Genomic DNA, 21,186 nt, shown 5'->3' with positions numbered 1-21,186 from the left:
GTTTTTCACATTGCTGGCGAATCAGCGATTGCCTACGGCAGCCTACCTCTTGGACAACTCCTGGTGCTTTCGAGACTGATATCGTTGCTGAGCCGCATTCCCGCGGTGAAATGGGCGTTCAACCGGCTTCGGCCCCTGCCGCACGGCAGCAGCATCGACGCGGCGCGCAGCGCCGCAGATGAACAGCCGGCCGTCGCCGCGGAAGCCACTCCAGCACGTGACACAATCAGCGCCGAGCCGCCTTGCGTGGCCGACCTTGAAGCCGGGACGTCTGAGGTCGGGGAGCATTCTGCCGTCGCCGTGATCGCGGTGATCGCGGATGGCCTGTCAGAAGCGCCTGCTGGTGTCAGCGTTGCCGAAGATTCCTCCGCCGAGGTGCCGGCAGTCATCGAGGCGGTCGTGGACGAGGCACCGGTCTTGTCTGCCGCAATCGAAGTCGTCGACGCCGATGAGCCCGTCAGCAGTGATCCACCTGCGGAACTGCCGGCCGAGGTTGAGCCAGTCCTCGCAGAGCAGGTTTTGAATACGCCTGTCGAGATGGAGGAGACTCCAATCGAGGCGTCCGATCTCGTCACGGACGATGAGCCGCTATCGACCGTTGCCGTGGAGATCGAGCCGGACGCCTTCGAGGAGACCTCCCTCGTCGCGGACGACATTGACGGTTCCGAGATGGCCGCACCCGTCGTGATCGGAGCCAGCATCGACAGCGAGCCCGCTCCCGGCGTCGCGGCGGAGATCGAGCCGGTCGTCTCAAACGATCTCCCGCTCATCGCAGCCGAGAACGCGGCCGCCGGCGCGCCAGATGTCGTCATGCATGGCGAGCCGGAGCCGGCTCCTGCGTTGCCCACTCCGAAGATTTCCAGCGCGCCAAAGGGTCGCGCAAAGATCGTGGAGCCCGCCGATCGCGCCGCGCTGATCCGCCAGCGCTGGACCGAGACCGGGATCAGGATGTGGAATCCGCGGCTTCACGGCACCGGCGAAGCGACGCTGAACATCCAGGGACGCATCGGGCTGCTGCCGCCCGAGCCTGGCGAGAGCATGCCGCGCTACGACAAGCTCGAATTCAGGATGTTGGGCGGACAGATCGTCTGCGAGGGCGTCATCGTCGAGGCCCCCGTACATGCCGGCCAGCGCAGCTTTACCCGGCTCGCCGAGCCGCGTGGCACGGATCGCACCCGCGAGCCGGTGCGGGAACGCCAGGCCGCTCTCGCCTGATTCTTTCAACGGCGCGATGGTCGAAGCTCGGGCCGGGCGCCAATAGCTGTCATGCTCACATCGGGCAGCGACCGTTATTCCGCGCATGACGCGGAATTTTTCGAACGCGAGGCGGTTGCTGCCGCGCCACGCAACAACTAGCGTGCTGCCGGTCGATCAGCGGAGCTCGGCCGCGGTCGCAACGACATGACATCGGGAGGCAATCCATGAAAAAGCTCGCGGCGGCGCTGTGTGCGCTGGCGCTCCTCGCACCCAGCTGCGCAGGCGCAATCGATCAAGGACTTCATGGCGGTCGTCATGAAGAAATGGACCGCGCCGTTCGACCCGTTCCAGCTGATCGACAACATCTATTACGTCGGCACCGACGGCATCGCCGTCTACATCATCAAGACCTCGCAGGGCCTGATCCTGATGGACACCGCGATGCCGCAGTCAACAGGCATGATCAAGGACAACATCGCCAAGCTGGGCTTCAAGGTTGCCGACATCAAATACATCCTGAACAGCCACGCCCATCTCGACCACACCGGCGGCTTCGCCGAGATCAAGCAGGAGAGCGGCGCACAGCTGGTGGCTGGCGAGCGCGACAAGCCGCTGCTCGAAGGCGGCTACTATCCGGGCGACGAGAGGAACGCCGATCTCAGCTTTCCGCCCGTCAAGGTCGATCGCACGGTGAAGGAAGGCGACAAGGTCACGCTCGGCGAGACCACGCTGACGGCACACGCGACACCAGGCCACTCGCCCGGCTGCACGAGCTGGGAGATGACGGTGAAAGACGGCGGCCAGGACCGCGAGGTGCTGTTCTTCTGCAGCGGCACCGTCGCGCTGAACCGGCTGGTGGGACAGCCGACCTATCCCGGCATCGTCGACGACTATCGCGCAACCTTCGCGAAGGCCAAGGCCATGAAGATCGACGTGCTGCTCGGGCCGCACCCGGAGGTCTATGGCATGCAGGACAAGCGCGCGCAGCAGATCAAGAGCGAGACGCCGAATCCGTTCGTCAAGCCGGGTGAGCTTGCGACCTATGCCAGCGGCCTGTCGAAGGATTTCGACAAGCAGCTCGCCAAGCAGACGGCGGCGCTGGAGATTGCGAAGTAGCAGTGCGCAGGTCGGCAAGATGCGAGGGGCGGCGATCGTCCGAGGCGATCGCCGCTACGACCGTCCGGACGCTTATGGTGAGCAAAACGTAACTGGAATGCGGGATCATTCGTGACAATCCCCGCCGCTCCCGTCTTCCATCCTTAACAGGCCCTCACCGATGCGCGCCGATTGAGGAACCCGCCGCAATTTGCAACCAGCGCTGGTGTTCCCCGGGTGGAACCAATCTAACGCGGTCTTTACCCCAGCCGTGCAAGATTGCCTTCGTTTTTGAAGGGATTTGGGGCGCGTATTGCAATGCCTGCCGTCGATTTGAAAGCCCAGTTCACCGCCGCGAAGCAGCTGTTCCGCGTGTCTGATGACCCGGACCTGATGCGTGCGCAATTCGATGCCTTCTCCAAGCAGATCCCGCTGCTGTACCTGATCCTGATCAGCAACACGATCGCGGTCGCCTACAGCTACGTCAACGTCGCACCGGACTGGCTGACGATGATCGTGCCGAGCGCGCTGACGCTGCTCGCGGCGCTTCGGACATTCTGGTGGCTGCGCCAGCGCCACCTGGTGCGCAGCGATGCCGACATCCTGCGCAATCTGCGCGCCACGAACTGGATGACGCTGCCGATCGGCGCCGGATTCACCGCCTGGTCATTCGCGCTCTACCCGTACGGAGATCCCTTCGGCAAGAGCCAGATCGCCTTCTACATGGCGGTGACCGTGATCGGCTGCATCTTCTCGCTGATGCATCTGCGTTCGGCGGCCCTGATCGTGACTCTGGTCGTCGACGTTCCCTATGTGCTGTTCTTCTGGGCCACGGGCGAACCGACGTTGAAGGCGATCGCAGTCAACAACCTGCTGGTCTCCGGCGCGATGGTGACGGTGCTGTTCATCTATTATCGCGACTTCGCCGATCTCGTCGCCAGTCGCAAATCGCTGCTGACGCAGCAGGCGGCGACGCAGGCCCTGTCGGACGAGAACTTCCGCCTCGCCAACCTGGATTCCCTCACCGAGCTGCCGAACCGCCGCCGCTTCTTCGCCGAGTTGTCGAGCGCGTTTGCTGATGCCGAGCGCAGGCACGTCGGCATCGCCGTCGGCATCATCGACCTCGACGACTTCAAGCCGATCAACGACAATTACGGCCATTCCGTCGGCGACCGCGTGTTGATCGAGGCCGGCCGCCGCATCCGCGAGGTCTGCGAGGGCTTTGGGCCGCAAAGGGTCGAGTTTGCGCGGCTCGGCGGCGACGAGTTCGGTGTCGTCGTATGCGGCGATCCCGAGGACGCCGATCTGGCGCGGCTCGGCGAGCGCATCGGCGAGCAGGTCAAGCTGCCCTACCAGCTCGACACGGCGCATACCGGCCTGTCCTGCTCGATCGGCTTTGCGCTGTACCCGCGCTCGGCCTCGACGGCGGAGGCTCTGTATGAATGCGCCGATTATTCGCTGAATCATGCCAAGCGCCGTCTGGGCGGCCGCACCGTCACCTTCTCGAGCGAGCTGGAGGCGGAGATCCGCAGCCGCGGCGTGATCGAAAACCTGCTGCGCACCCTGGACTTCGACACCGAGATGGAGCTGGCGTTCCAGCCGATCGTCGACGCCATGAGCGAGCATACTGCAGGCTTCGAAGCGCTGGCTCGCTGGCAGAGCCCCCGCCTCGGCTGGGTTTCGCCAGCCGATTTCATCCCGGCCGCCGAGCGCATCGGGCTGATCCGCCCCCTGACCCAGTCGCTGCTGGTGCGCGCGCTCGCGGCCGCCAAGGCCTGGCCTGAGCACACCCGCCTCTCGTTCAACCTCTCGGCCCACGACATCTGCTCGCCCGACGGAATCCTCGCGCTGATCGGCATCATCGAGAAGAGCGGCGTGGCTCCGCGCCGGCTCGATTTCGAGATCACCGAGACCGCCGTCACCTTCGATTTCGTGCGCGCCCAGCAGTCGATCGCCGCGCTCAAGGCGATGGGTTGCGGCATCTCGCTGGACGATTTCGGCACCGGCTATTCGTCGCTGAGCCATGTGCACCGCCTGCCGCTGGACAAGCTCAAGATCGATCGCAGCTTCGTCGCCGACATCAACGACAATCCCGTCAGCCACAAGATCGTCAAATCGCTCACCGGCCTGTGTGACGACATGGAGATCGCCTGCGTCGTCGAGGGCGTCGAGACCCGCGCCCAGCTCGACAGCCTGCGCCGTCTCGGCTGCGATTTCGTGCAGGGCTATTATTTCTCAAAGCCGATGCCCGGCGCGGCGATCGAGCAGTATCTCGCGAAGGAACGCGAGCGGTTCGACGGCGCCGACGCCAAGGTCGTCGCGTGAGGCGGCGCTACTTCGAAAGGCTCGGCAGATCGAGGCCCTTGTCGCGGGCGCAGTCGATCGCGATGTCGTAGCCTGCATCGGCGTGGCGCATGACGCCGGAGGCCGGATCGTTCCAGAGCACGCGCTCGATGCGCCTGGCCGCATCCGGCGTGCCGTCCGCGACGATCACCATGCCGGCGTGCTGGGAATAGCCGATGCCGACGCCGCCGCCATGATGCAGCGAGACCCAGGTCGCGCCGCTGGCGCAATTCAGGAGCGCGTTGAGCAGCGGCCAGTCGGACACGGCGTCCGAGCCGTCCTTCATCGCCTCGGTTTCCCGGTTCGGGCTTGCCACCGAGCCAGAGTCGAGATGATCGCGGCCGATCACGACAGGCGCCTTCAACTCGCCGCGCGCGACCATCTCGTTGAAGGCGAGGCCGAGGCGATGGCGATCGCCGAGACCAACCCAGCAGATCCGCGCCGGCAGGCCCTGGAACTTGATCCGCTCTCTCGCCATGTCGAGCCAGTTGTGCAGATGCTTGTCGTCGGGCATCAGCTCCTTGACCCTGGCGTCTGTCTTGAAGATGTCCTCGGGATCGCCCGAGAGCGCAGCCCAGCGGAACGGACCGATGCCGCGGCAGAACAGCGGACGGATATAGGCGGGCACGAAGCCGGGGAACGCGAAGGCGTTTGTCAGGCCCATGTCCTGCGCCATCTGGCGGATGTTGTTGCCGTAGTCGAGCGTCGGGATTCCCTGCGCGTGGAAATCGAGCATGGCCTGGACGTGTTCGACCATCGAGCTCTTCGACGCACGCTCCACCGCTTTCGGATCGGAGGCGCGCTTTGCTTCCCAATCGGCGAGCGTCCAGCCCTTCGGCAAATAGCCGTTGATCGGATCGTGCGCGCTGGTCTGGTCGGTGACGATGTCGGGCCTGACGCCACGGCGCACCAGTTCCGGGAAAATCTCGGCGGCATTGCCGAGCAGGCCGACCGAGACCGGCTTCTTCGTCTCCGCGGCCTCGGCCAGGATCGCGAGCGCTTCATCGAGCGTTGCGGACTGGCGGTCGAGATAGCCGGTGCGCAACCGCATCTCGATGCGGCTCGGCTGGCATTCGACGGCGAGCATCGAGGCGCCGGCCATCGTCGCCGCCAGCGGCTGCGCGCCGCCCATACCGCCGAGGCCGGCGGTGAGAATCCATCTGCCGGCGAGGCTGCCGCCATAGTGCCGACGGCCGACCTCGACGAAGGTCTCGTAAGTGCCCTGCACGATGCCCTGGCTGCCGATATAGATCCAGGAACCCGCCGTCATCTGCCCGTACATCATCAGGCCCTGGCGATCGAGCTCGTTGAAATGATCGAGCGTCGCCCAATGCGGCACGATGTTGGAGTTGGCGATCAGCACGCGCGGCGCATCGGCATGGGTGCGGAAGATGCCGACCGGCTTGCCTGATTGCACCAGCAGCGTCTGGTCGTTCTCGAGCTTGCGCAACGCCGCGGTGATCCGGTCGAAGCTCTCCCAGTCGCGCGCGGCGCGCCCGATGCCGCCGTAGACGACGAGCTCGCTCGGGCGTTCCGCGACGTCGGGATCGAGATTGTTCATGAGCATGCGCAGCGGCGCTTCCGTCAGCCAGCTCTTGGCGCTGATCTCGCTGCCTCGGGGGGCGCGGACGGTGCGGTCATTGTCCAGTCGGCGGTTCATGCGGACCTCTTCAGCTCAGTCTCGGAAACGGATCGGTTGAAAGCCTGGCGAGCGCCGCCGACGGCAATGCATCGGCTTCGATCAGCGCGGCGGCTTCGGCGAGATCGCCGGCCATGTATCGATCGGCGCCAAGCGCAGGCACCTGCTCGCGGAGCGCGGCGATGACGGCTGCGAGCGGCCCGCTGGTCGCATGCGGCGCGCGCAGCGTGATACCTTGGGCAGCGACCAGCAGCTCGATGCCCAAAATGGCGGCGAGATTGTCGGCCATGTCGGACAGCCGCCGCGCGGCATGCGCCGCCATGGAGACATGGTCTTCCTGGTTGGCGCTGGTCGGCGTCGAGTCGATCGAGCAGGCCGCGGCGCGCTGCTTGTTCTCGGCATAGAGTGCAGCCGCCGTCACCTCGGCGATCATGAAGCCGGAATTGATGCCGGGGTCCGGCGTCAGGAACGGCGGCAGCCCAAAGTTCAGCGCCGGATCGACCAGCGTCGCGATACGCCGCTCGCTGATCGCGCCGATCTCCGACAGCGCCAGCGCGATCGTGTCGGCGGCAAAGGCCACCGGCTCCGCATGGAAATTGCCCCCGGAGACGATCTCGCCGGTCTCGACCAGAACCAGCGGATTGTCGGTGGCGGCATTGGCCTCGACGATCAGCGTGCGCGCAGCCTGCGTGATCAGATCCAGCGCGGCCCCCGCGACCTGCGGCTGGCAGCGCAGGCAATAGGGATCCTGCACGCGCTCGTCGCCTTCGAGATGCGACAACCTGATGTCGCTGCCATCGAGCAGCGCGGTCAGCGTCGCGGCCGCGGCGATCTGGCCGGGATGACCGCGCAGCGCCTGGATCTCGGGACGGAACGGCGCGGTCGAGGCCATCGCGGCATCGACCGACAGCGCACCGGTGACGAGCGCCGCGCGGGCGAGGCGAAATGCGCGCAGCACGCCTGATATGGCGTAGGCGGTCGAGAACTGCGTGCCGTTGATCAGCGCGAGCCCCTCCTTGGGGCCAAGCGTCAGCGGTGCGAGACCGGCTGCAGCGAGTGCTTCGCGGCCGGACACCGTCTTGCCATCGACGATCGCCTGCCCCTCGCCGATCATCACCGCGGTCATATGCGCGAGCGGGGCGAGATCGCCGGAGGCGCCGACCGAACCCTGCTGCGGTACCAGCGGATACACGCGTTGCGCCAGCATGGCCTGCAGTTGCTCGATCACGTCGCGGCGCACGCCGGAGGCGCCGCGCCCGAGCGAGATGATTTTCAGCGCGATCATCAGCCGGACGATCGGCTCGGGCGTCGCCGGGCCGACGCCGCAGCAATGCGAGACGATGAGATTGCGTTGGAGCAGCGCGGTCTGCTCGGGGGGAATGCGCTTCGAGGCCAGCTTCCCGAAGCCGGTGTTGATGCCATAGACCGGGGCAGCCGCCTGAGCAGCGTTCGCGACGATCGCCGCAGCCGCCTCGACACGCGGCCAGAATGCGACATCGAGCACGACGGGCGCGCCTTCCAGCACGCGCGCGAGATCGTCGAGGCTGACCGTTCCCTTGATGGTGACCATCGCGGCGCCCGGCTCCGTCACTGGCCCCTCCAGACGCGGCGGTGCAGCGGATTGAAGCCGATGCGATAGACCAGCTCGGCGGGACGCTCGATGTCCCAGATTGCGAGATCGCACCATTTGCCGGCCTCGAGCGTGCCGGTCTCGTCGAGCACGCCGAGCGCCCGCGCGCCTTCGCGGGTGACGCCCGTGAGGCATTCGGCGACATTCATCCGGAACAACGTCGCGCCCATGTTCATCGCAAGCAGCAGCGAGGTCAGCGGCGAGCTGCCGGGATTGCAGTCGGTCGCCAGCGCCATGTGCACGCCATGCTTGCGGAAGACCTCGACCGGCGGCTTTTGCGTCTCGCGAATGAAGTAGTAGGCGCCAGGCAGCAGCACGGCGACCGTGCCGGCCTTCGCCATTGCAGCGGCGCCGGCTTCGTCGGTATGCTCGAGATGATCGGCCGAGAGCGCGGAGAATCTTGCAGCGAGTGCCGCGCCGCCGAGATTCGAGAGCTGATCGGCATGAAGCTTCACGGGCAGACCGAGCGACCTTGCCGCCTCGAACACAAGCGCGGTCTGCTCGGCCGAGAATGCGATGCCTTCCATGAAGGCATCGACGGCATCGGCAAGCCCCGCCTGTGCCACCGCAGGCAGCATCGCCTTGCAGACGAGATCGATGTAGCGATCCTTGTCGCCATCGGCTTCCACCGGCAGCGCGTGCGCGCCGAGGAAGGAGGTGCGGATCGCGACCTTCCGTTGACGGCCGAGGCTGCGCGCGGCAGAAAGCTGCCGCATCTCGGTCTCGACGTCGAGGCCGTAGCCGGACTTGATCTCGATCGTCGTGACGCCCTCGCCGATCAGCGCATCAAGCCGCGGCAGCGCGCTTGCGACGAGTTCGGCCTCGCTGGCCTTGCGTGTCGCGGCGACCGTGGAGACGATGCCGCCGCCGGCGCGCGCGATCTCCTCGTAGCTCGCGCCCTTCAGGCGCAACTCGAATTCCTGGGCCCGGTTGCCGCCATAGACGAGATGGGTGTGGCAGTCGACGAGCCCCGGTGTGATCCAGCGCCCCTCGCAATCGATCCGCTGGATGGCGTCGGCATTGTCAGGGAAATCCGCCGCCGCGCCGGCATAGACGATGTAGCCGCCGCGCATGGCAATCACGCCATGCTCGATCTCGCCGAGATCGGGACGATCGGCCCGCATCGTGGCCAGCCGGGCGTTATGCCAGATCCGGTCGAAGCGCTGTGTCATGCGACGGTCCCTTCGTGGGATGCTTGACTTATATGTCTAGACATATAATCGTAAGACGGTTCTGTCCAGCCGGCGTGTCATCATGTCCCGACTGCATTTCGCCTCCGCGCTCCTGCCTTCGGGCTGGGCCACTGACGTGCAGGTGGTGATCACCGCCGGCGCGATTGCGGACGTGACGCCTGATGTGGCGCCTGATAGCGGCGACGAGCGCCACGACATCGCGCTGCCGGGGCTTGCGAGCCTGCACAGCCACGCCTTTCAGCGCGGCATGGCGGGACTTGCCGAGTTGCGCGGCAACTCGACCGACACCTTCTGGACCTGGCGCGAGACGATGTATCGTTTCGCGCTGGCGATGACGCCCGATGACGTGACGGCCGTTGCGACGCTGCTTTACGTCGAGATGCTGGAGCAGGGTTTTACCCGCGTCGGCGAATTCCATTATCTCCACCACGACCGCGACGGCTCGCCCTACACCGATCCCGCCGAGATGGCCGCGCGGATTGCGCAAGCGGCCGAATCCTCCGGCATTGGCCTCACGTTGTTGCCGAGCTTCTATGCGCATGGGTCCTTCGGCGGCACCGCGCCGCATGACGGCCAGCGCCGTTTCATCTGTTCGGTCGATCAGTTCGCCAAGCTCATGGCTGCGTCACGCAAGACCATCGCAAAACTGCCCGGCGCCAATATCGGCGTCGCCCCGCACAGCCTGCGCGCCGTGGCGCCGGACGAACTCTCGGCGATCATTCCGCTCGCCAATGGCGGCCCTGTGCATATTCATGCCGCGGAACAGGTGAAGGAAGTCGAGGATTGCCTGGCCTGGTCGGGGCGGCGTCCGGTGCAATGGCTGCTGGAGCACGCGCCGGTCGATCGGCACTGGTGCGTCATTCACGCGACGCACATGACGGAGCAGGAAGTCAGCGCATTGGCGAAGACCGGCGCGGTGGCGGGCCTCTGCCCCATCACCGAAGCGAGCCTCGGCGACGGCATATTTCCCGCGCGCGAATTTCTCGAGGCCGGCGGATCGTTCGGCATCGGCACCGATTCCAACGTGCTGGTCGGCGCCGCCGATGAACTGCGCCAGCTTGAATACGGCCAGCGGCTCAAGCATCGCGCGCGCAACGTGTTGTCGGGCGGCGCGGGCCGTTCGACCGGTCGCACGCTGTTCGACGCTGCCGTCGCAGGCGGCGCGCAGGCCATGGCACAGCCAGCAGTCGGTCTCTCCCCTGGTGCACGTGCTGACATCGTCACGCTCGACGGCTCGCACCCGTCGCTGGCAGGACGGGCGCGCGACGCCGTGATTGACGGCTGGATCTTCGCCGCTGGTAGCACCGCGATCGATTGCGTCTGGGCCGGCGGCAACAAGGTCGTCGAGGGCGGCCGGCATAAATGGCGCCAAGCTGCGCGCGAGCGCTTCAAGGCGGCAGTGCGGAGGCTCGTCGCATGAGCCTTTCGACCGAGACGGCCGATAAGCCGACGCTCTACAAGCGCATTCGCGCCGACATCGAGAAGCGCATCCTGACCGGCGAATGGCCGCCGGGCCATCGCATTCCGTTCGAGCATGAGCTCGTTGCCCGCTACGGCTGCTCGCGCATGACCGTGAACAAGGCGCTGTCCGAGCTCGCGCAGGCCGACCTGATCGAGCGGCGGCGCCGGGCCGGCTCCTTCGTGCGAAGGCCGCAGCATCAGTCGGCAGTGCTCAAGATTGCCGACATCCGCGCCGAGATCACCGCGCTCGGCCGCAGCTATGGCTACGAGTTGATCAGCCGCAAGCAGCGCACCGCGACTGCTGCTGACCGCGAACGTCTCGGCGTCAAGAAGGCCGGCAAGGTCGTCGCGATCTCCTGCCGCCACAGTGCCGACCAGGTGCCGTTCGCCGTCGAGGATCGGCTGATCGATCTGTCATCCGTGCCTTCTGCGGCGACCGCGGATTTTTCCCAGGAACCGCCCGGCTCCTGGCTGCTTCATCATGTCCCCTGGACGGAGGCCGAGCACACGATCAGCGCCATCGTCGCGGATGATCGCACGGCGGAGGCGCTCGACATCGCGATCGGCGCGCCATGCCTCGTGATCGACCGCTATACCTGGCGCAGCGCGCGCACCATCACCGCGGTGCGCCTGCTCTATCCCGGCGATTCTCACCGACTTGTCGCGCGATTCAAGGGAGGCTGAGGGAACGATGTCGGCACAAATCGTGCAATGCTTCCGGCAACGGTCCATGGGGACCGACAGAGATCAACAGGACGTCAATCCATCTGGGCAAGAGGACGACAATCATGCGTAGTTCGACAATTTTTGCGACCATCATTGCGCTCGCGGCCACGCCGCCCGCGCTCGCCGACGACGTCAAGGTCGGAATCGGCATCTCCGGCTGGACCGGCTTCGCGCCGCTGACGCTGGCGAAGGAAGCCGGCATCTTCAAGAAGAACGGCCTCGACGTCACCATCAAGAAGATCCCGCAGAAGGACCGCCACCTCGCCATCGCTTCGGGCGACGTCCAGTGCGCCGCGACCACGGTCGAGACCTGGATCTCCTGGAACGCCAACGGCGTCGCGACCAAGCAGATCTTCCAGCTCGACAAGAGTTTTGGTGCCGATGGCATGGCCGTGCGCAACGACATCACGTCGATCAAGGAGCTGAAAGGCAAGACGGTCGCGGCCTCCGCGCCCGGCACCTCGCCCTATTTCGCGCTGGCCTGGATGCTGAAGAAGAATGGCCTCACGGTGAAGGACGTCACCGTCGTGAACCTCGAACCGGCTGCGGCTGCGCAGGCCTTCGTCTCCGGTCAGAACGACGCCGCGATGACTTACGAACCGTATCTGTCGACCGTGCGCGCCGCCCCTGACAAGGGCAAGATCATCGCGACCACGCTCGACTATCCGATCGTGATGGACACGTTCGGCTGCACGCCGAAATTCCTCAGCGAGAACCCGAAGGCGGCGCAGGCACTGGCCAACAGCTATTTCGAAGCGCTCGACATGATCGCCAAGGACCAGGCCAAGTCCTACGAGATCATGGGCGCCGACGTGAAGCAGACCGGCGAGCAGTTCGGCAACTCGGCAAAGTACCTGCGCTGGCAGGACAAGGCCGCGAACCAGAAGTTCTTTGCAGGCGATTTCCTCGCCTTCAACAAGGATGCGACCGAGCTGCTGCTCGAAATGGGCATCATCAAATCGGCGCCGAAGGTCGAAGACCTCTTCGACGCCAGCTTCATCAAGTAGGCCCCGACAAGCCGCTTGGTCCCGCCGTGCGGCGGGACCAGCCTATGTTCGACCACTCGGATAGACCAACGATGCGTCCTCTGGATTCCGTGACATCGAGGCAGCGCGTGGCCTACGGCCTCGCGTTCTTCGTGCTGTTCGTCGCCCTCTGGTCCTGGGCGACCTTCGGCGGTCATGTGTCGAAGACATTCCTCGCCAATCCGCTGACCATGGTGCAGGAGGGCTATGACCTCCTGGCCAAGCAGGGCTTCCTGCTCGACATCGGCATGACGGTCTGGCGCGTCGTCGGCGGCTTTGCGCTGGCCGCGGTCATCGCGGTGCCGCTCGGCGTGCTCATGGGCGCCTACAAGCCGATCGAAGCGTTCCTCGAGCCGTTCGTGTCCTTTGCGCGCTATTTGCCGGCATCGGCTTTCATTCCCCTGTTGATCCTGTGGGCCGGCATCGGCGAGTTGCAGAAGCTGCTGGTCATCTTCATCGGCTCGGTGTTCCAGGTCATTCTGATGGTCGCCGTGACCGTCGGCGCGACGCGACGCGATCTGGTGGAAGCCGCCTATACTTTGGGGGCCAGCGACCGCGGCATCATCCGCAGGGTGCTGCTGCCCTCCTCCGCGCCTGAGATCGCGGAAATCCTGCGGCTGGTGCTGGGCTGGGCCTGGACCTATGTCATTGTCGCCGAGCTGATCGGCTCGTCCTCCGGCATCGGCCATATGATCACCGACAGCCAGGCGTTGCTCAACACCGGGCAGATCATCTTCGGCATCATCGTGATCGGATTGATCGGCCTGCTCTCGGATTTCATGTTCAAGGCGTTCAATGCCTGGCTGTTTCCGTGGAGGCTCGCATGACCACGCTCAAGATCGAGCAGGTCTCGCGCACCTTCCCGGCCCGTCACGGCAATGCGCCGACCAAGGCGCTGGAGCCGACCGATCTGGTCATCGGCAACAACGACTTCGTCACCATCCTCGGTCCGTCCGGCTGCGGCAAGTCCACGCTGCTGCGCATCGTCGCCGGCCTCGACCGTCCGAGCAGCGGCCGCGTCACGCTCGATGGCCGCGAAGTCACCGGCCCCGGCGCCGATCGCGGCATGGTGTTCCAGTCCTACACGCTGTTTCCCTGGCTGACCGTGCGCGAGAACATCGCCTTCGGCCTGCGTGAGCGCGGCTTGCCGGAAGCGGAGCGCAACAAAGTCGCCGACGCGTTCATCCGCCAGGTGGGACTATCAGGCTTCGAGAACCATTGGCCCAAGCAGCTTTCCGGCGGCATGCAGCAGCGCACGGCGATTGCGCGTGCACTCGCCAATGATCCGAAGATCCTCTTGCTGGACGAGCCCTTCGGCGCGCTTGATAACCAGACCCGCGCCCTGATGCAGGAAATGCTGCTGGGCATCTGGGAGCGCGATCAGAAGACCGTGCTGTTCGTGACCCACGACATCGAAGAAGCGATCTTCCTCGGCAGCCGCGTCATCGTGATGAGCGCGCGCCCCGGCCGGATCAAGGCCGAGATCGCCGTCGACCTGCCGCATCCACGCTCCTACAAGATCAAGACCACCCCCGAGTTCGTCCAGCTCAAGGAACGCCTGGTCGAGGAGATCCGCACCGAGGCGCTGAAGGTTGCCGAACATGCCTGACACCAATCCGCACGCCGACGGTCAGCGTGTCCTCGCCGATCTCAATGCGCTCCGCGCCTTCGGCACCTACAAGACCGGCGTGCACAAGCCGACCTTTTCGGAGCCGCACAGGCAGTCGCTCGATTGGCTGGTGCGCAAGCTGCCGGAGGCCGGCCTCACGGGTGCGATCGACGGCATCGGCAACCTCGTGGGCACCAGCGCGAAGCCCGGGCGAAAGCTGCTCGCCGGATCGCACCTCGAAAGCCAGAACTACGCCGGCTGGCTGGATGGCCCGCTCGGCGTCGTGTATGCGCTGGAGGCCGCACGGGTGCTCAATGCCGATCCTTCCGTGCAGGGCGCGGTCGAAGTCGCCGCGTGGTGCGACGAGGAGGGGCATTTCGGCAGCTTCCTCGGCTCACGCTCCTATGTCGGGCAGGTAAGCGAGGCCGAGATCGACGCCGCGCGCGATCGCACCAATGGACGCACCATGCGCGACGCGCTTCTCGACATGGGGCTCGCCGGACGTCCGCGTGTCAGCGCCGAGCCGGGACGGCACGTCGGCTATCTCGAGGCGCATATCGAGCAGGGCGACACGCTCGAAAGCGGCAACCTCGCGATCGGTGTCGTGACCTCCATCGTCGGCATCTGGCAGTACCGCATCAGCTTCACCGGCGAGCAGAACCATGCCGGAACCACGCGCATGGCGGTGCGCAAGGATGCCGGCCTGGCCCTGGCCAAGTTCTGCGTCGCGATCGACGAGCGTTTCCCGGCTGCGTGTGGGACGCGCACGGTCTGGACCACGGGCCGCATCACGCTCGATCCGGGCGCACCGAGCATCATTCCCGGCACTGCCGAGATGCTGTTCCAGATCCGCGACGACAATCCGGCCGTGATCGCGCGGCTGGAGCAGTTGCTGCAAACGATGGCGGCTGAGGTCACCGCGAAAGGCCCCTGCTCCGTCGCCGTGGTGAAAATCCGCACCGGCGCGCCTGCCATGATGAACGCGGGCATTCAGGACGCCATCGAAGCTGCGAGCAAGGCGCTTGCCGGCGGACGATCGCTGCGCATGCCGAGCGGCGCCGGCCATGATGCCCAGATGCTCGCGACCATCATGCCCGCAGGCATGCTGTTCGTGCCCTCGATCGGCGGCATCAGCCATCACTGGACCGAGAACACCGCGGATGCCGATATCGTCACCGGCGCGCAGGTGTTTGTCGATGCCTGCCGGCGGATTCTGACCAGCCAGCTTCGTGCCTAACGTCCGGACTCAGGCGAGCCCAGCCTCCTTCAGGCTCTGCTTGAGATGGGCGACGCCCTTCCTGGCGTAGGTCAGCGGGTGCGCCTTCTCGGGGTCCTGCTCCGCCTCGACCACGACCCAACCGGAATAGCCCGGCAGTTCGCGGAAGACCGCCGGATAATCGACCATTCCATCGCCGGGGACGGTGTAGACACCCAGCTCGCTGCCTTGCCCCAGCACCGCATCGAGGAAGCTCCAGTCCTCGCGCCGCGCCTGCTCCATGACGGCCTGACGCACGTCCTTGGCGTGAACATGGCTGATGCGGGCGCGATATTGTCGGGCCAGCGCGGCTGGATCGGCGCCGCCCCACGTGGCGTGGCCGGTGTCGAGCAGGAGATGAGCGGCCTCGCCGGTCGCCGCCATGAAGGCGTCGATGTCGTCAGCGCTCTCCACGATGGTGCCGATGTGATGATGATAGACCAGCCTGACGCCCTCGGCGAGCGTACGCTCGGCGACCCCAGTGATACGGCGGCCGAACTCAGCCCAGTCGCCGGCCTTCATGATTGGCCGCTGCGATAGCGGCTTGCTGCGATCGCCATGGATCGCATTCGAGGTCTCAGCGAACACAAGCACTGATGATCCCATTGCCTTCAGGAGATCGAGATGCGGGCGCAGATGCCGCATCTCCTCATCGGCATCGCGCTTCAGAAGCTCCGCCGAATACCAGCCGGAGATGCAGGCCATGCCGAAGGGCGCGAGCGCGGCCTTCAGCGCCTGCGGCTCGCGCGGAAATTTGTGGCCGAGCTCCATGCCCTCGAAGCCCGCCTCGCGCGCCTCCGCCAGGCAGGTCTCGAGCGGTGTCGCACCGCCGATCTCCTGGAGATCGTCGTTCGACCAGCCGATAGGATTGGCGCCGATACGGATAGGCATGTCGTCCTCGCTTGATTAATATTTGCGGCGCACGAGCGCCTCGACATAGCCGCGCCTCGCGGCCTCGACCTCGGTGCGCTCCGAGACCTCCGGCACCGCCACATCCCACCAATGGCCGCCGGCATCGGTCGAGGGCAGCGGGTCGGTGTCGATCACGATGACGCTGGTTCGATCGTGGCGCCGAGCCTCGTCGAACGCCGCTTCCAGCTCGGCGATGCCAGCGACCTTGCGCGCGATCGCCCCCATCGCGGCGGCGTGGGCTGCGAAGTCGATCTCAGGCAGGGTCTCGTGGCGAGCGTCGCGGAGCAGGTTGTTGAAAGGTGCGCCGCCGGTCGCCTTCTGGAGCCGGTTGATGCAGCCGAAGCCGCGGTTATCGAGCACGACGATGATGAGTTTCGCACCTGACATCACCGACGTGGCGATCTCGGAATTCATCATCAGATAGGAGCCGTCGCCGACCATCACGACGACTTCGCGCGTAGGATCGGCGAGCTTGACGCCCAGCCCGCCGGCGATCTCGTAGCCCATGCAGGAATAGCCGTATTCCATGTGGTAGCCGCCGGGCGCACCCGGCTGCCAGAGCTTGTGCAACTCGCCGGGCAAGCCACCGGCTGCGCAAAGCACGACATCGCTTGGCTGGCTGCGGCGCTGAACCGCGCCGATGACCTGAGCATCGCTCGGCAAGGTTTCGTTGCCGGCAGCGGTGTAGCGCGCAGCCGTTTCCAGCCACGCCGTGCGGCCGGTCCTTGCCTGCTCGGTCCAGCTGGCAGGGGCCGCCCAGCCCTGAAGCGCGGCGCCGAGTTCGGCCAAGCCGACCTTGGCATCGCCGACGAGTGGCTGCGCACGATGCTTGCCGGCATCAAAGGCCTGCGTATTGAGGCCGACGATCCGGCACGCGGGATCGGCAAAGAGCGAGCGTGAGCCGGTGGTGAAATCCTGCAAGCGCGTGCCGATCGCGAGCACGAGATCGGCTCGCCGCGCCGCATCGTTGGCCGCGCCGGTGCCGGTGACGCCGACCGCGCCGAGATTGAGCTTGTGGTCGTGAGGCAGCGCACTCTTGCCGGCTTGCGTTTCCGCAACCGGGATGCCGTGCGCCGTGCAGAAGGCGGCAAGGTCACCTTCCGCCTCGCTATAAAGGACCCCGCCGCCGGCAATGATGAGCGGGCGCTTCGCTGCCTTGAGCAGGGCTGCGGCCTGCGCCAGCTGCTTCTCGTCGGCCCGCGCCCGGCGCGGCTGCCAGACGCGCTCGGCGAAGAACCAGTCGGGATAGTCGAAGGCTTCCGTCTGCACGTCCTGGCAGAGCGCGAGCGTCACGGGTCCGCATTCGGCCGGATCGTCAAGAACCTGCATCGCGCGCTCGAAGGCGGGCATGATCTGCTCGGGCCTGGTGATGCGGTCGAAATAGCGCGAGACAGGCCGGAAGCAATCATTGGCCGAGACGGTGCCGTCGCCGAAATCCTCGATCTGCTGCAGCACCGGATCGGGGCGGCGTCCGGCGAAGACATCGCCCGGCAGCAGCAACACCGGCAGGCGATTGACGTGAGCAACGGCTGCCGCCGTCACCATATTGGTCGCGCCGGGGCCGATCGAGCTCGTCACCGCCATCATGCGCCGGCGCCGCGAGGCCTTGGCGAAAGCGATCGCGGCATGCGCCATCGCCTGCTCATTATGCGCGCGCAAGGTTGGCAGACGATCGCGAACGGCATACAGCGCTTCGCCGAGACCCGCGACATTGCCATGCCCGAAGATCGCCCAAACACCGGCGAAAAGTGGTTGATCCCGCCCGTCGATCACCGTCCTCTGCGCCGCCATCGCGGCAACGAGCGCCTGCGCCATGGTCAGCCTGATCGTCGCCATCACTCGCTCCCACTCAACCGCGCCGTTTCGGCCCGCATCCGCCGGCCGAAATGTTCCATCATCGGCCGACTGCGCCTTGTCGTCGTCCGATCTGGCTCGATGCCGTGATGCGGCTGATGGCATCGAGAAGGGCACGCGTCCGACCTTGACTAGGCGGCGCAGAGAATGGAATGCTTATCCGAATAGTCAAGCAAGACGAAGAAAATATGCCAATGCGGTTTGGACTTCTCGGCGCCGGCAGAATCGGGCGTATTCACGGCCTCAATGTCGCGGCGCGCGCCGATGCACGGCTCGTCGCGGTGGCCGACGCCTCGCGCGAGGCTGCGTCCTCGCTGGCGCAGGCTACAGGTGCGAAAGCGGCCGATGCGGATGCGATCCTGAACGATTCCGGCATCGACGCCATCCTGATCTGTACGCCGACCGACACGCATGCCGACCTGATCGAAGCTGCCGTCTCGGGCGGCAAGGCGGTGTTCTGCGAAAAGCCGGTCGATCTCGATTCGGACCGCATTCGCCGTTGCCTGGCGACGGTCGAGACATCAGGCAAGCCTCTGATGATCGGCTTCAACCGCCGCTTCGATCCGAACTTCGCTGCGCTGGAGAAACGGCTGCGCAGCGGCGAGGCTGGCGAAATCGAGATCGTCAGCGTCATCTCGCGCGATCCCGGACCGCCGCCGGTCGACTATGTGAAGCGCTCGGGCGGTCTGTTCCGCGACATGATGATCCATGATTTCGACATGGCGCGCTTCCTGCTCGCCGAGGAGCCGGTCGAGGTCTTCGCGCTCGGCTCGGCGCTGGTGGACAAGGCCATCGGCGAAGCCGGCGACGTCGATACCGCCGCCGTGCTGATGAAGACGGCGAGCGGACGGATCGCGCAGATCTCGAATTCGCGCCGCGCCACTTACGGCTACGACCAGCGCATCGAGGTGCATGGCTCGAAGGGAATGCTGAGAGCCGGCAACATCCACGAGACGACCGTCGAAATCGCAACCGGCCAGGGCTTTCGCGCCGATCCGGTGCAGAACTTCTTCCTCGAACGCTATGCCGCCGCTTATCGCGCCGAGCTCGCGGCCTTCATCGATGCCTGCGCTGGCAAGGCCGCGCCCTCTCCGACTGGTCGCGATGGGCTGCGCGCCCAGATGCTCGCCGACGCGGCGACCGAGTCGGCGCGCACCGGCCGCCCCGTCGCCATCAAGGCCGCCTGACGATGATTCCGGCCGAACTGCTGCTGCGCCGCTACGCGGTCCAGGGCCTCGTCGCCGAGGCGGGGCGCATTGCACTCGACTATTTCAGCCGCAAGGAAAGTCTCGGCGTCACGATGAAGGGGGCGCAGGATTGGCTCACCGTGGCCGACGGCGCGGTGGAGGACTTCCTGCGTGCGCGGCTGGCTGCACTTTTTCCCGGCGATACGGTGATCGGCGAGGAAGGCGGCGGCGATGCCAGCGATGCGGTCTGGATCATCGATCCGATCGACGGCACCGCGAACTTCGCCCGTGGCGATCGCAACTGGTGCATCTCAGTAGGCTTCCTGCTTGACTACAAGCCGACGATCGGAATTGTCGCCGCGCCGGCGCTCGACGAGCTCTATGTCGCACAGCGCGGCCAGGGCGCGACGCTGAACGGACAGAAGATTGCCGTCTCCGGTGCCGATGACATCCGACGCGCTTCTATCGAGCTGGGCTGGTCGGCCCGTACACCGTCGCAGCGCTATCTCGAGGTGATCGGCCGCGCTAATGCCTCCGGCTGCTCGATCAAGCGTTCGGGCTCGGGCACGCTGGGTCTCTGCAATGTCGCGAACGGGCGCACCGACGCTTATGCCGAGCCGCACATCAATGCCTGGGACGTCGCCGCCGGCATTGTGATCGTTGCCGAGGCCGGCGGCTTTGTGAACGATTTCTTCGCGGGCGACGGTATCAGCAAGGGCAATGCGATCCTGTGCTGCACGCCGTCGCTAGCGTCGCAGCTCAGCGACATCACCGGGATTGCCTAGCAGCCATTCCGCCGAACAACAGTCATTGCGTGACCTTTGCCGGATCCACTCACCCTCTGTCCACTGCGCATTCTGCACCATCGATCACATACGCCGCGTGACGAAAATCCCTGATGGTGGCGAGTTTGTCGGCGGACCAGTTCAGCAGCATGAAATATTTCGGCCGTCCGTTCGGCTCGTTCGGATCGAAGACCAGGATCGCCGGACGTCCCTCCACCTGTCCCGTCACCAGGCGCCAGTCGCTGACCCTGGCGTAATTGCCGAAATAGTTCGACACCTCGGTCTTGCCGTTCATCTTCTTGCGGTTGACCAGATCGAGCCTGACGTCGTCTGCGATCATGGCGCGGATGGCTTCGAAGTTGCGGGCATTGAAATGGCCGACATAGCTGTTGAGCCTGGTGCGATCGGCTTCCGACAGGCCCGACTGCGGCGCGTCGTCCGGCTCCTCGGCCAACTCACGCAGCTGCGTACGCCCGCGATGCAGCGCGGCCTTCACCGCCGGCAGACTGAAATCCATGATGTCGCAGACCTCCGCAAGCGAGCAGCCGAGGACGTCCATCAGGATCACGCTGGAGCGCTGCGCCACCGGCAGCCGCATGAAGGTTCGCAGGCTGGTCGCGGCGATCTGGCGGCTTTCAACGTCATCGAGCTGATCGGCAACCATCTCCACCTCCTCAGCCGAATGCAGCGCCTCCTGCCGGTTGCGGCGGCGCAGGAAATCCAGTGCGGTGTTGTGTGCGATACGGAATAGCCACCCCTCCGGATTGACGACGGGCGCGACCGATTGCAGCGCTTCCATCGCCTTGATCAGCGCGTCCTGCAACACATCCTCGCCATCGACGACCGAGCCGACCATGCGCGCGCAGTAGCGATGCAGCCGCGGCCGCATCCGTGCCAGCAGGTCCTCGATGTCGATGCCAGCCAGTAGCTCTGGCGCCATTGGTCCTCCGCCTCGCCTGTTCAGGACTCGTCCAGCATACGGTAGTTGCCGACGACTTTCACATCACGAACCAGCGGCGGCTCGGCGCAGCGGTCGCGGATGCCGTCCTGGAATGCCTGAAAGGCCCTAAGTTTCGGGATCGGGCTCGAGCCATCCTCGGCGGAGGTCTCGACGAAATGGATGAAGGTGTCGTCCTCCAGCCGCAGCGTCAGATAGCGTGTCCCGTCCGGACTGGCCGCCTTCAATTCCGCAAACACTGCCGCAACCAGTTCGGCGTTCCTGTCCGCCAGCTCAGGCTTGGTCTTGTATCTGATCAAGGTCCTTCTCATCGCGTG

17 protein-coding genes and 1 pseudogene are annotated in these 21,186 nt (G+C 65.6%); 11 read left to right on the top strand and 7 right to left on the bottom strand.

Annotated elements, in window-relative coordinates; all coding sequences use genetic code 11:
- Positions 1-63: 63 nt before the first annotated feature.
- The 3 genes and pseudogenes from ACVWZ4_RS22430 (at position 64) to ACVWZ4_RS22420 (ending at position 4,617) form a co-directional block, all read left to right on the top strand.
- Positions 64-1,215, top strand: a complete 1,152-nt coding sequence (locus ACVWZ4_RS22430; protein WP_456741222.1) for a hypothetical protein — start codon at positions 64-66, stop codon at positions 1,213-1,215.
- 206 nt (positions 1,216-1,421) lie between these two features.
- Positions 1,422-2,313 (top strand): annotated as a pseudogene (gene blaBJP, locus ACVWZ4_RS22425) (BJP family subclass B3 metallo-beta-lactamase).
- A 297-nt stretch (positions 2,314-2,610) separates the two neighbouring features.
- On the top strand, positions 2,611-4,617 hold the full coding sequence (locus ACVWZ4_RS22420; RefSeq protein WP_456741221.1) for a putative bifunctional diguanylate cyclase/phosphodiesterase: 2,007 nt from the start codon (positions 2,611-2,613) through the stop codon (positions 4,615-4,617).
- A 7-nt stretch (positions 4,618-4,624) separates the two neighbouring features.
- On the opposite strand, the gene hutU is transcribed toward ACVWZ4_RS22420, so the two are convergent.
- From hutU to hutI, 3 genes are read right to left on the bottom strand one after another with little or no spacing between them, the layout of a single operon-like run.
- Positions 4,625-6,295, bottom strand: a complete 1,671-nt coding sequence (gene hutU, locus ACVWZ4_RS22415; RefSeq protein ID WP_456763724.1) for a urocanate hydratase — start codon at positions 6,293-6,295, stop codon at positions 4,625-4,627.
- A gap of 10 nt (positions 6,296-6,305) precedes the next feature.
- Entirely contained in the window at positions 6,306-7,865 is a 1,560-nt protein-coding gene (gene hutH / locus ACVWZ4_RS22410; RefSeq protein WP_456790335.1) for a histidine ammonia-lyase, read from the bottom strand.
- A complete protein-coding gene (gene hutI / locus ACVWZ4_RS22405) occupies positions 7,862-9,076 on the bottom strand; it encodes an imidazolonepropionase (protein ID WP_456741219.1) in 1,215 nt (404 codons plus the stop codon). Before hutI ends, hutH begins: the two co-directional genes overlap by 4 nt.
- A gap of 82 nt (positions 9,077-9,158) precedes the next feature.
- On the opposite strand from hutI, the gene ACVWZ4_RS22400 reads away from it, so the two are divergent.
- From ACVWZ4_RS22400 to ACVWZ4_RS22375, 6 genes are all read left to right on the top strand, one after another.
- A complete protein-coding gene (locus tag ACVWZ4_RS22400) occupies positions 9,159-10,517 on the top strand; it encodes a formimidoylglutamate deiminase (protein WP_456741218.1) in 1,359 nt (452 codons plus the stop codon).
- Entirely contained in the window at positions 10,514-11,242 is a 729-nt protein-coding gene (gene hutC, locus ACVWZ4_RS22395) for a histidine utilization repressor (RefSeq protein WP_456741217.1), read from the top strand. The genes ACVWZ4_RS22400 and hutC overlap by 4 nt, the downstream gene beginning before the upstream one ends.
- Positions 11,243-11,346: 104 nt before the next feature.
- Positions 11,347-12,291, top strand: coding sequence for an ABC transporter substrate-binding protein (locus tag ACVWZ4_RS22390; protein WP_456735882.1), 945 nt, complete (start codon positions 11,347-11,349; stop codon positions 12,289-12,291).
- 71 nt (positions 12,292-12,362) lie between these two features.
- Entirely contained in the window at positions 12,363-13,136 is a 774-nt protein-coding gene (locus ACVWZ4_RS22385; protein WP_092238048.1) for an ABC transporter permease, read from the top strand.
- On the top strand, positions 13,133-13,918 hold the full coding sequence (locus tag ACVWZ4_RS22380) for an ABC transporter ATP-binding protein (protein WP_456704845.1): 786 nt from the start codon (positions 13,133-13,135) through the stop codon (positions 13,916-13,918). Before ACVWZ4_RS22385 ends, ACVWZ4_RS22380 begins: the two co-directional genes overlap by 4 nt.
- Positions 13,911-15,155, top strand: a complete 1,245-nt coding sequence (locus tag ACVWZ4_RS22375) for a hydantoinase/carbamoylase family amidase (protein ID WP_456763725.1) — start codon at positions 13,911-13,913, stop codon at positions 15,153-15,155. The genes ACVWZ4_RS22380 and ACVWZ4_RS22375 overlap by 8 nt, the downstream gene beginning before the upstream one ends.
- Before the next feature lie 9 nt (positions 15,156-15,164).
- Here ACVWZ4_RS22375 and iolE read toward each other — a convergent pair whose 3' ends face one another.
- Positions 15,165-16,064: a myo-inosose-2 dehydratase gene (iolE, locus tag ACVWZ4_RS22370; protein WP_456704847.1), complete on the bottom strand. Its 900-nt coding sequence runs from the start codon at positions 16,062-16,064 to the stop codon at positions 15,165-15,167.
- 15 nt (positions 16,065-16,079) lie between these two features.
- A complete protein-coding gene (iolD, locus tag ACVWZ4_RS22365; protein WP_456704848.1) occupies positions 16,080-17,921 on the bottom strand; it encodes a 3D-(3,5/4)-trihydroxycyclohexane-1,2-dione acylhydrolase (decyclizing) in 1,842 nt (613 codons plus the stop codon).
- A gap of 212 nt (positions 17,922-18,133) precedes the next feature.
- Here iolD and iolG point away from each other — a divergent pair, with 212 nt between their 5' ends.
- Together iolG and ACVWZ4_RS22355 are read left to right on the top strand one after the other, a co-directional pair.
- A complete protein-coding gene (iolG, locus tag ACVWZ4_RS22360) occupies positions 18,134-19,126 on the top strand; it encodes an inositol 2-dehydrogenase (protein ID WP_456704849.1) in 993 nt (330 codons plus the stop codon).
- Between the two features lie 2 nt (positions 19,127-19,128).
- A complete protein-coding gene (locus ACVWZ4_RS22355; RefSeq protein WP_456741215.1) occupies positions 19,129-19,911 on the top strand; it encodes an inositol monophosphatase family protein in 783 nt (260 codons plus the stop codon).
- Positions 19,912-19,960: 49 nt separating this feature from the next.
- On the opposite strand, the gene ACVWZ4_RS22350 is transcribed toward ACVWZ4_RS22355, so the two are convergent.
- Positions 19,961-20,851: an RNA polymerase sigma factor gene (locus ACVWZ4_RS22350; RefSeq protein ID WP_456741214.1), complete on the bottom strand. Its 891-nt coding sequence runs from the start codon at positions 20,849-20,851 to the stop codon at positions 19,961-19,963.
- A 20-nt stretch (positions 20,852-20,871) separates the two neighbouring features.
- Positions 20,872-21,180: a hypothetical protein gene (locus tag ACVWZ4_RS22345; RefSeq protein ID WP_456704852.1), complete on the bottom strand. Its 309-nt coding sequence runs from the start codon at positions 21,178-21,180 to the stop codon at positions 20,872-20,874.
- Between the last annotated feature and the right edge of the window lie 6 nt (positions 21,181-21,186).

Source organism: Bradyrhizobium sp. USDA 4472 (assembly GCF_054058595.1).
This window is presented reverse-complemented; position numbering and strand designations above follow the sequence as displayed.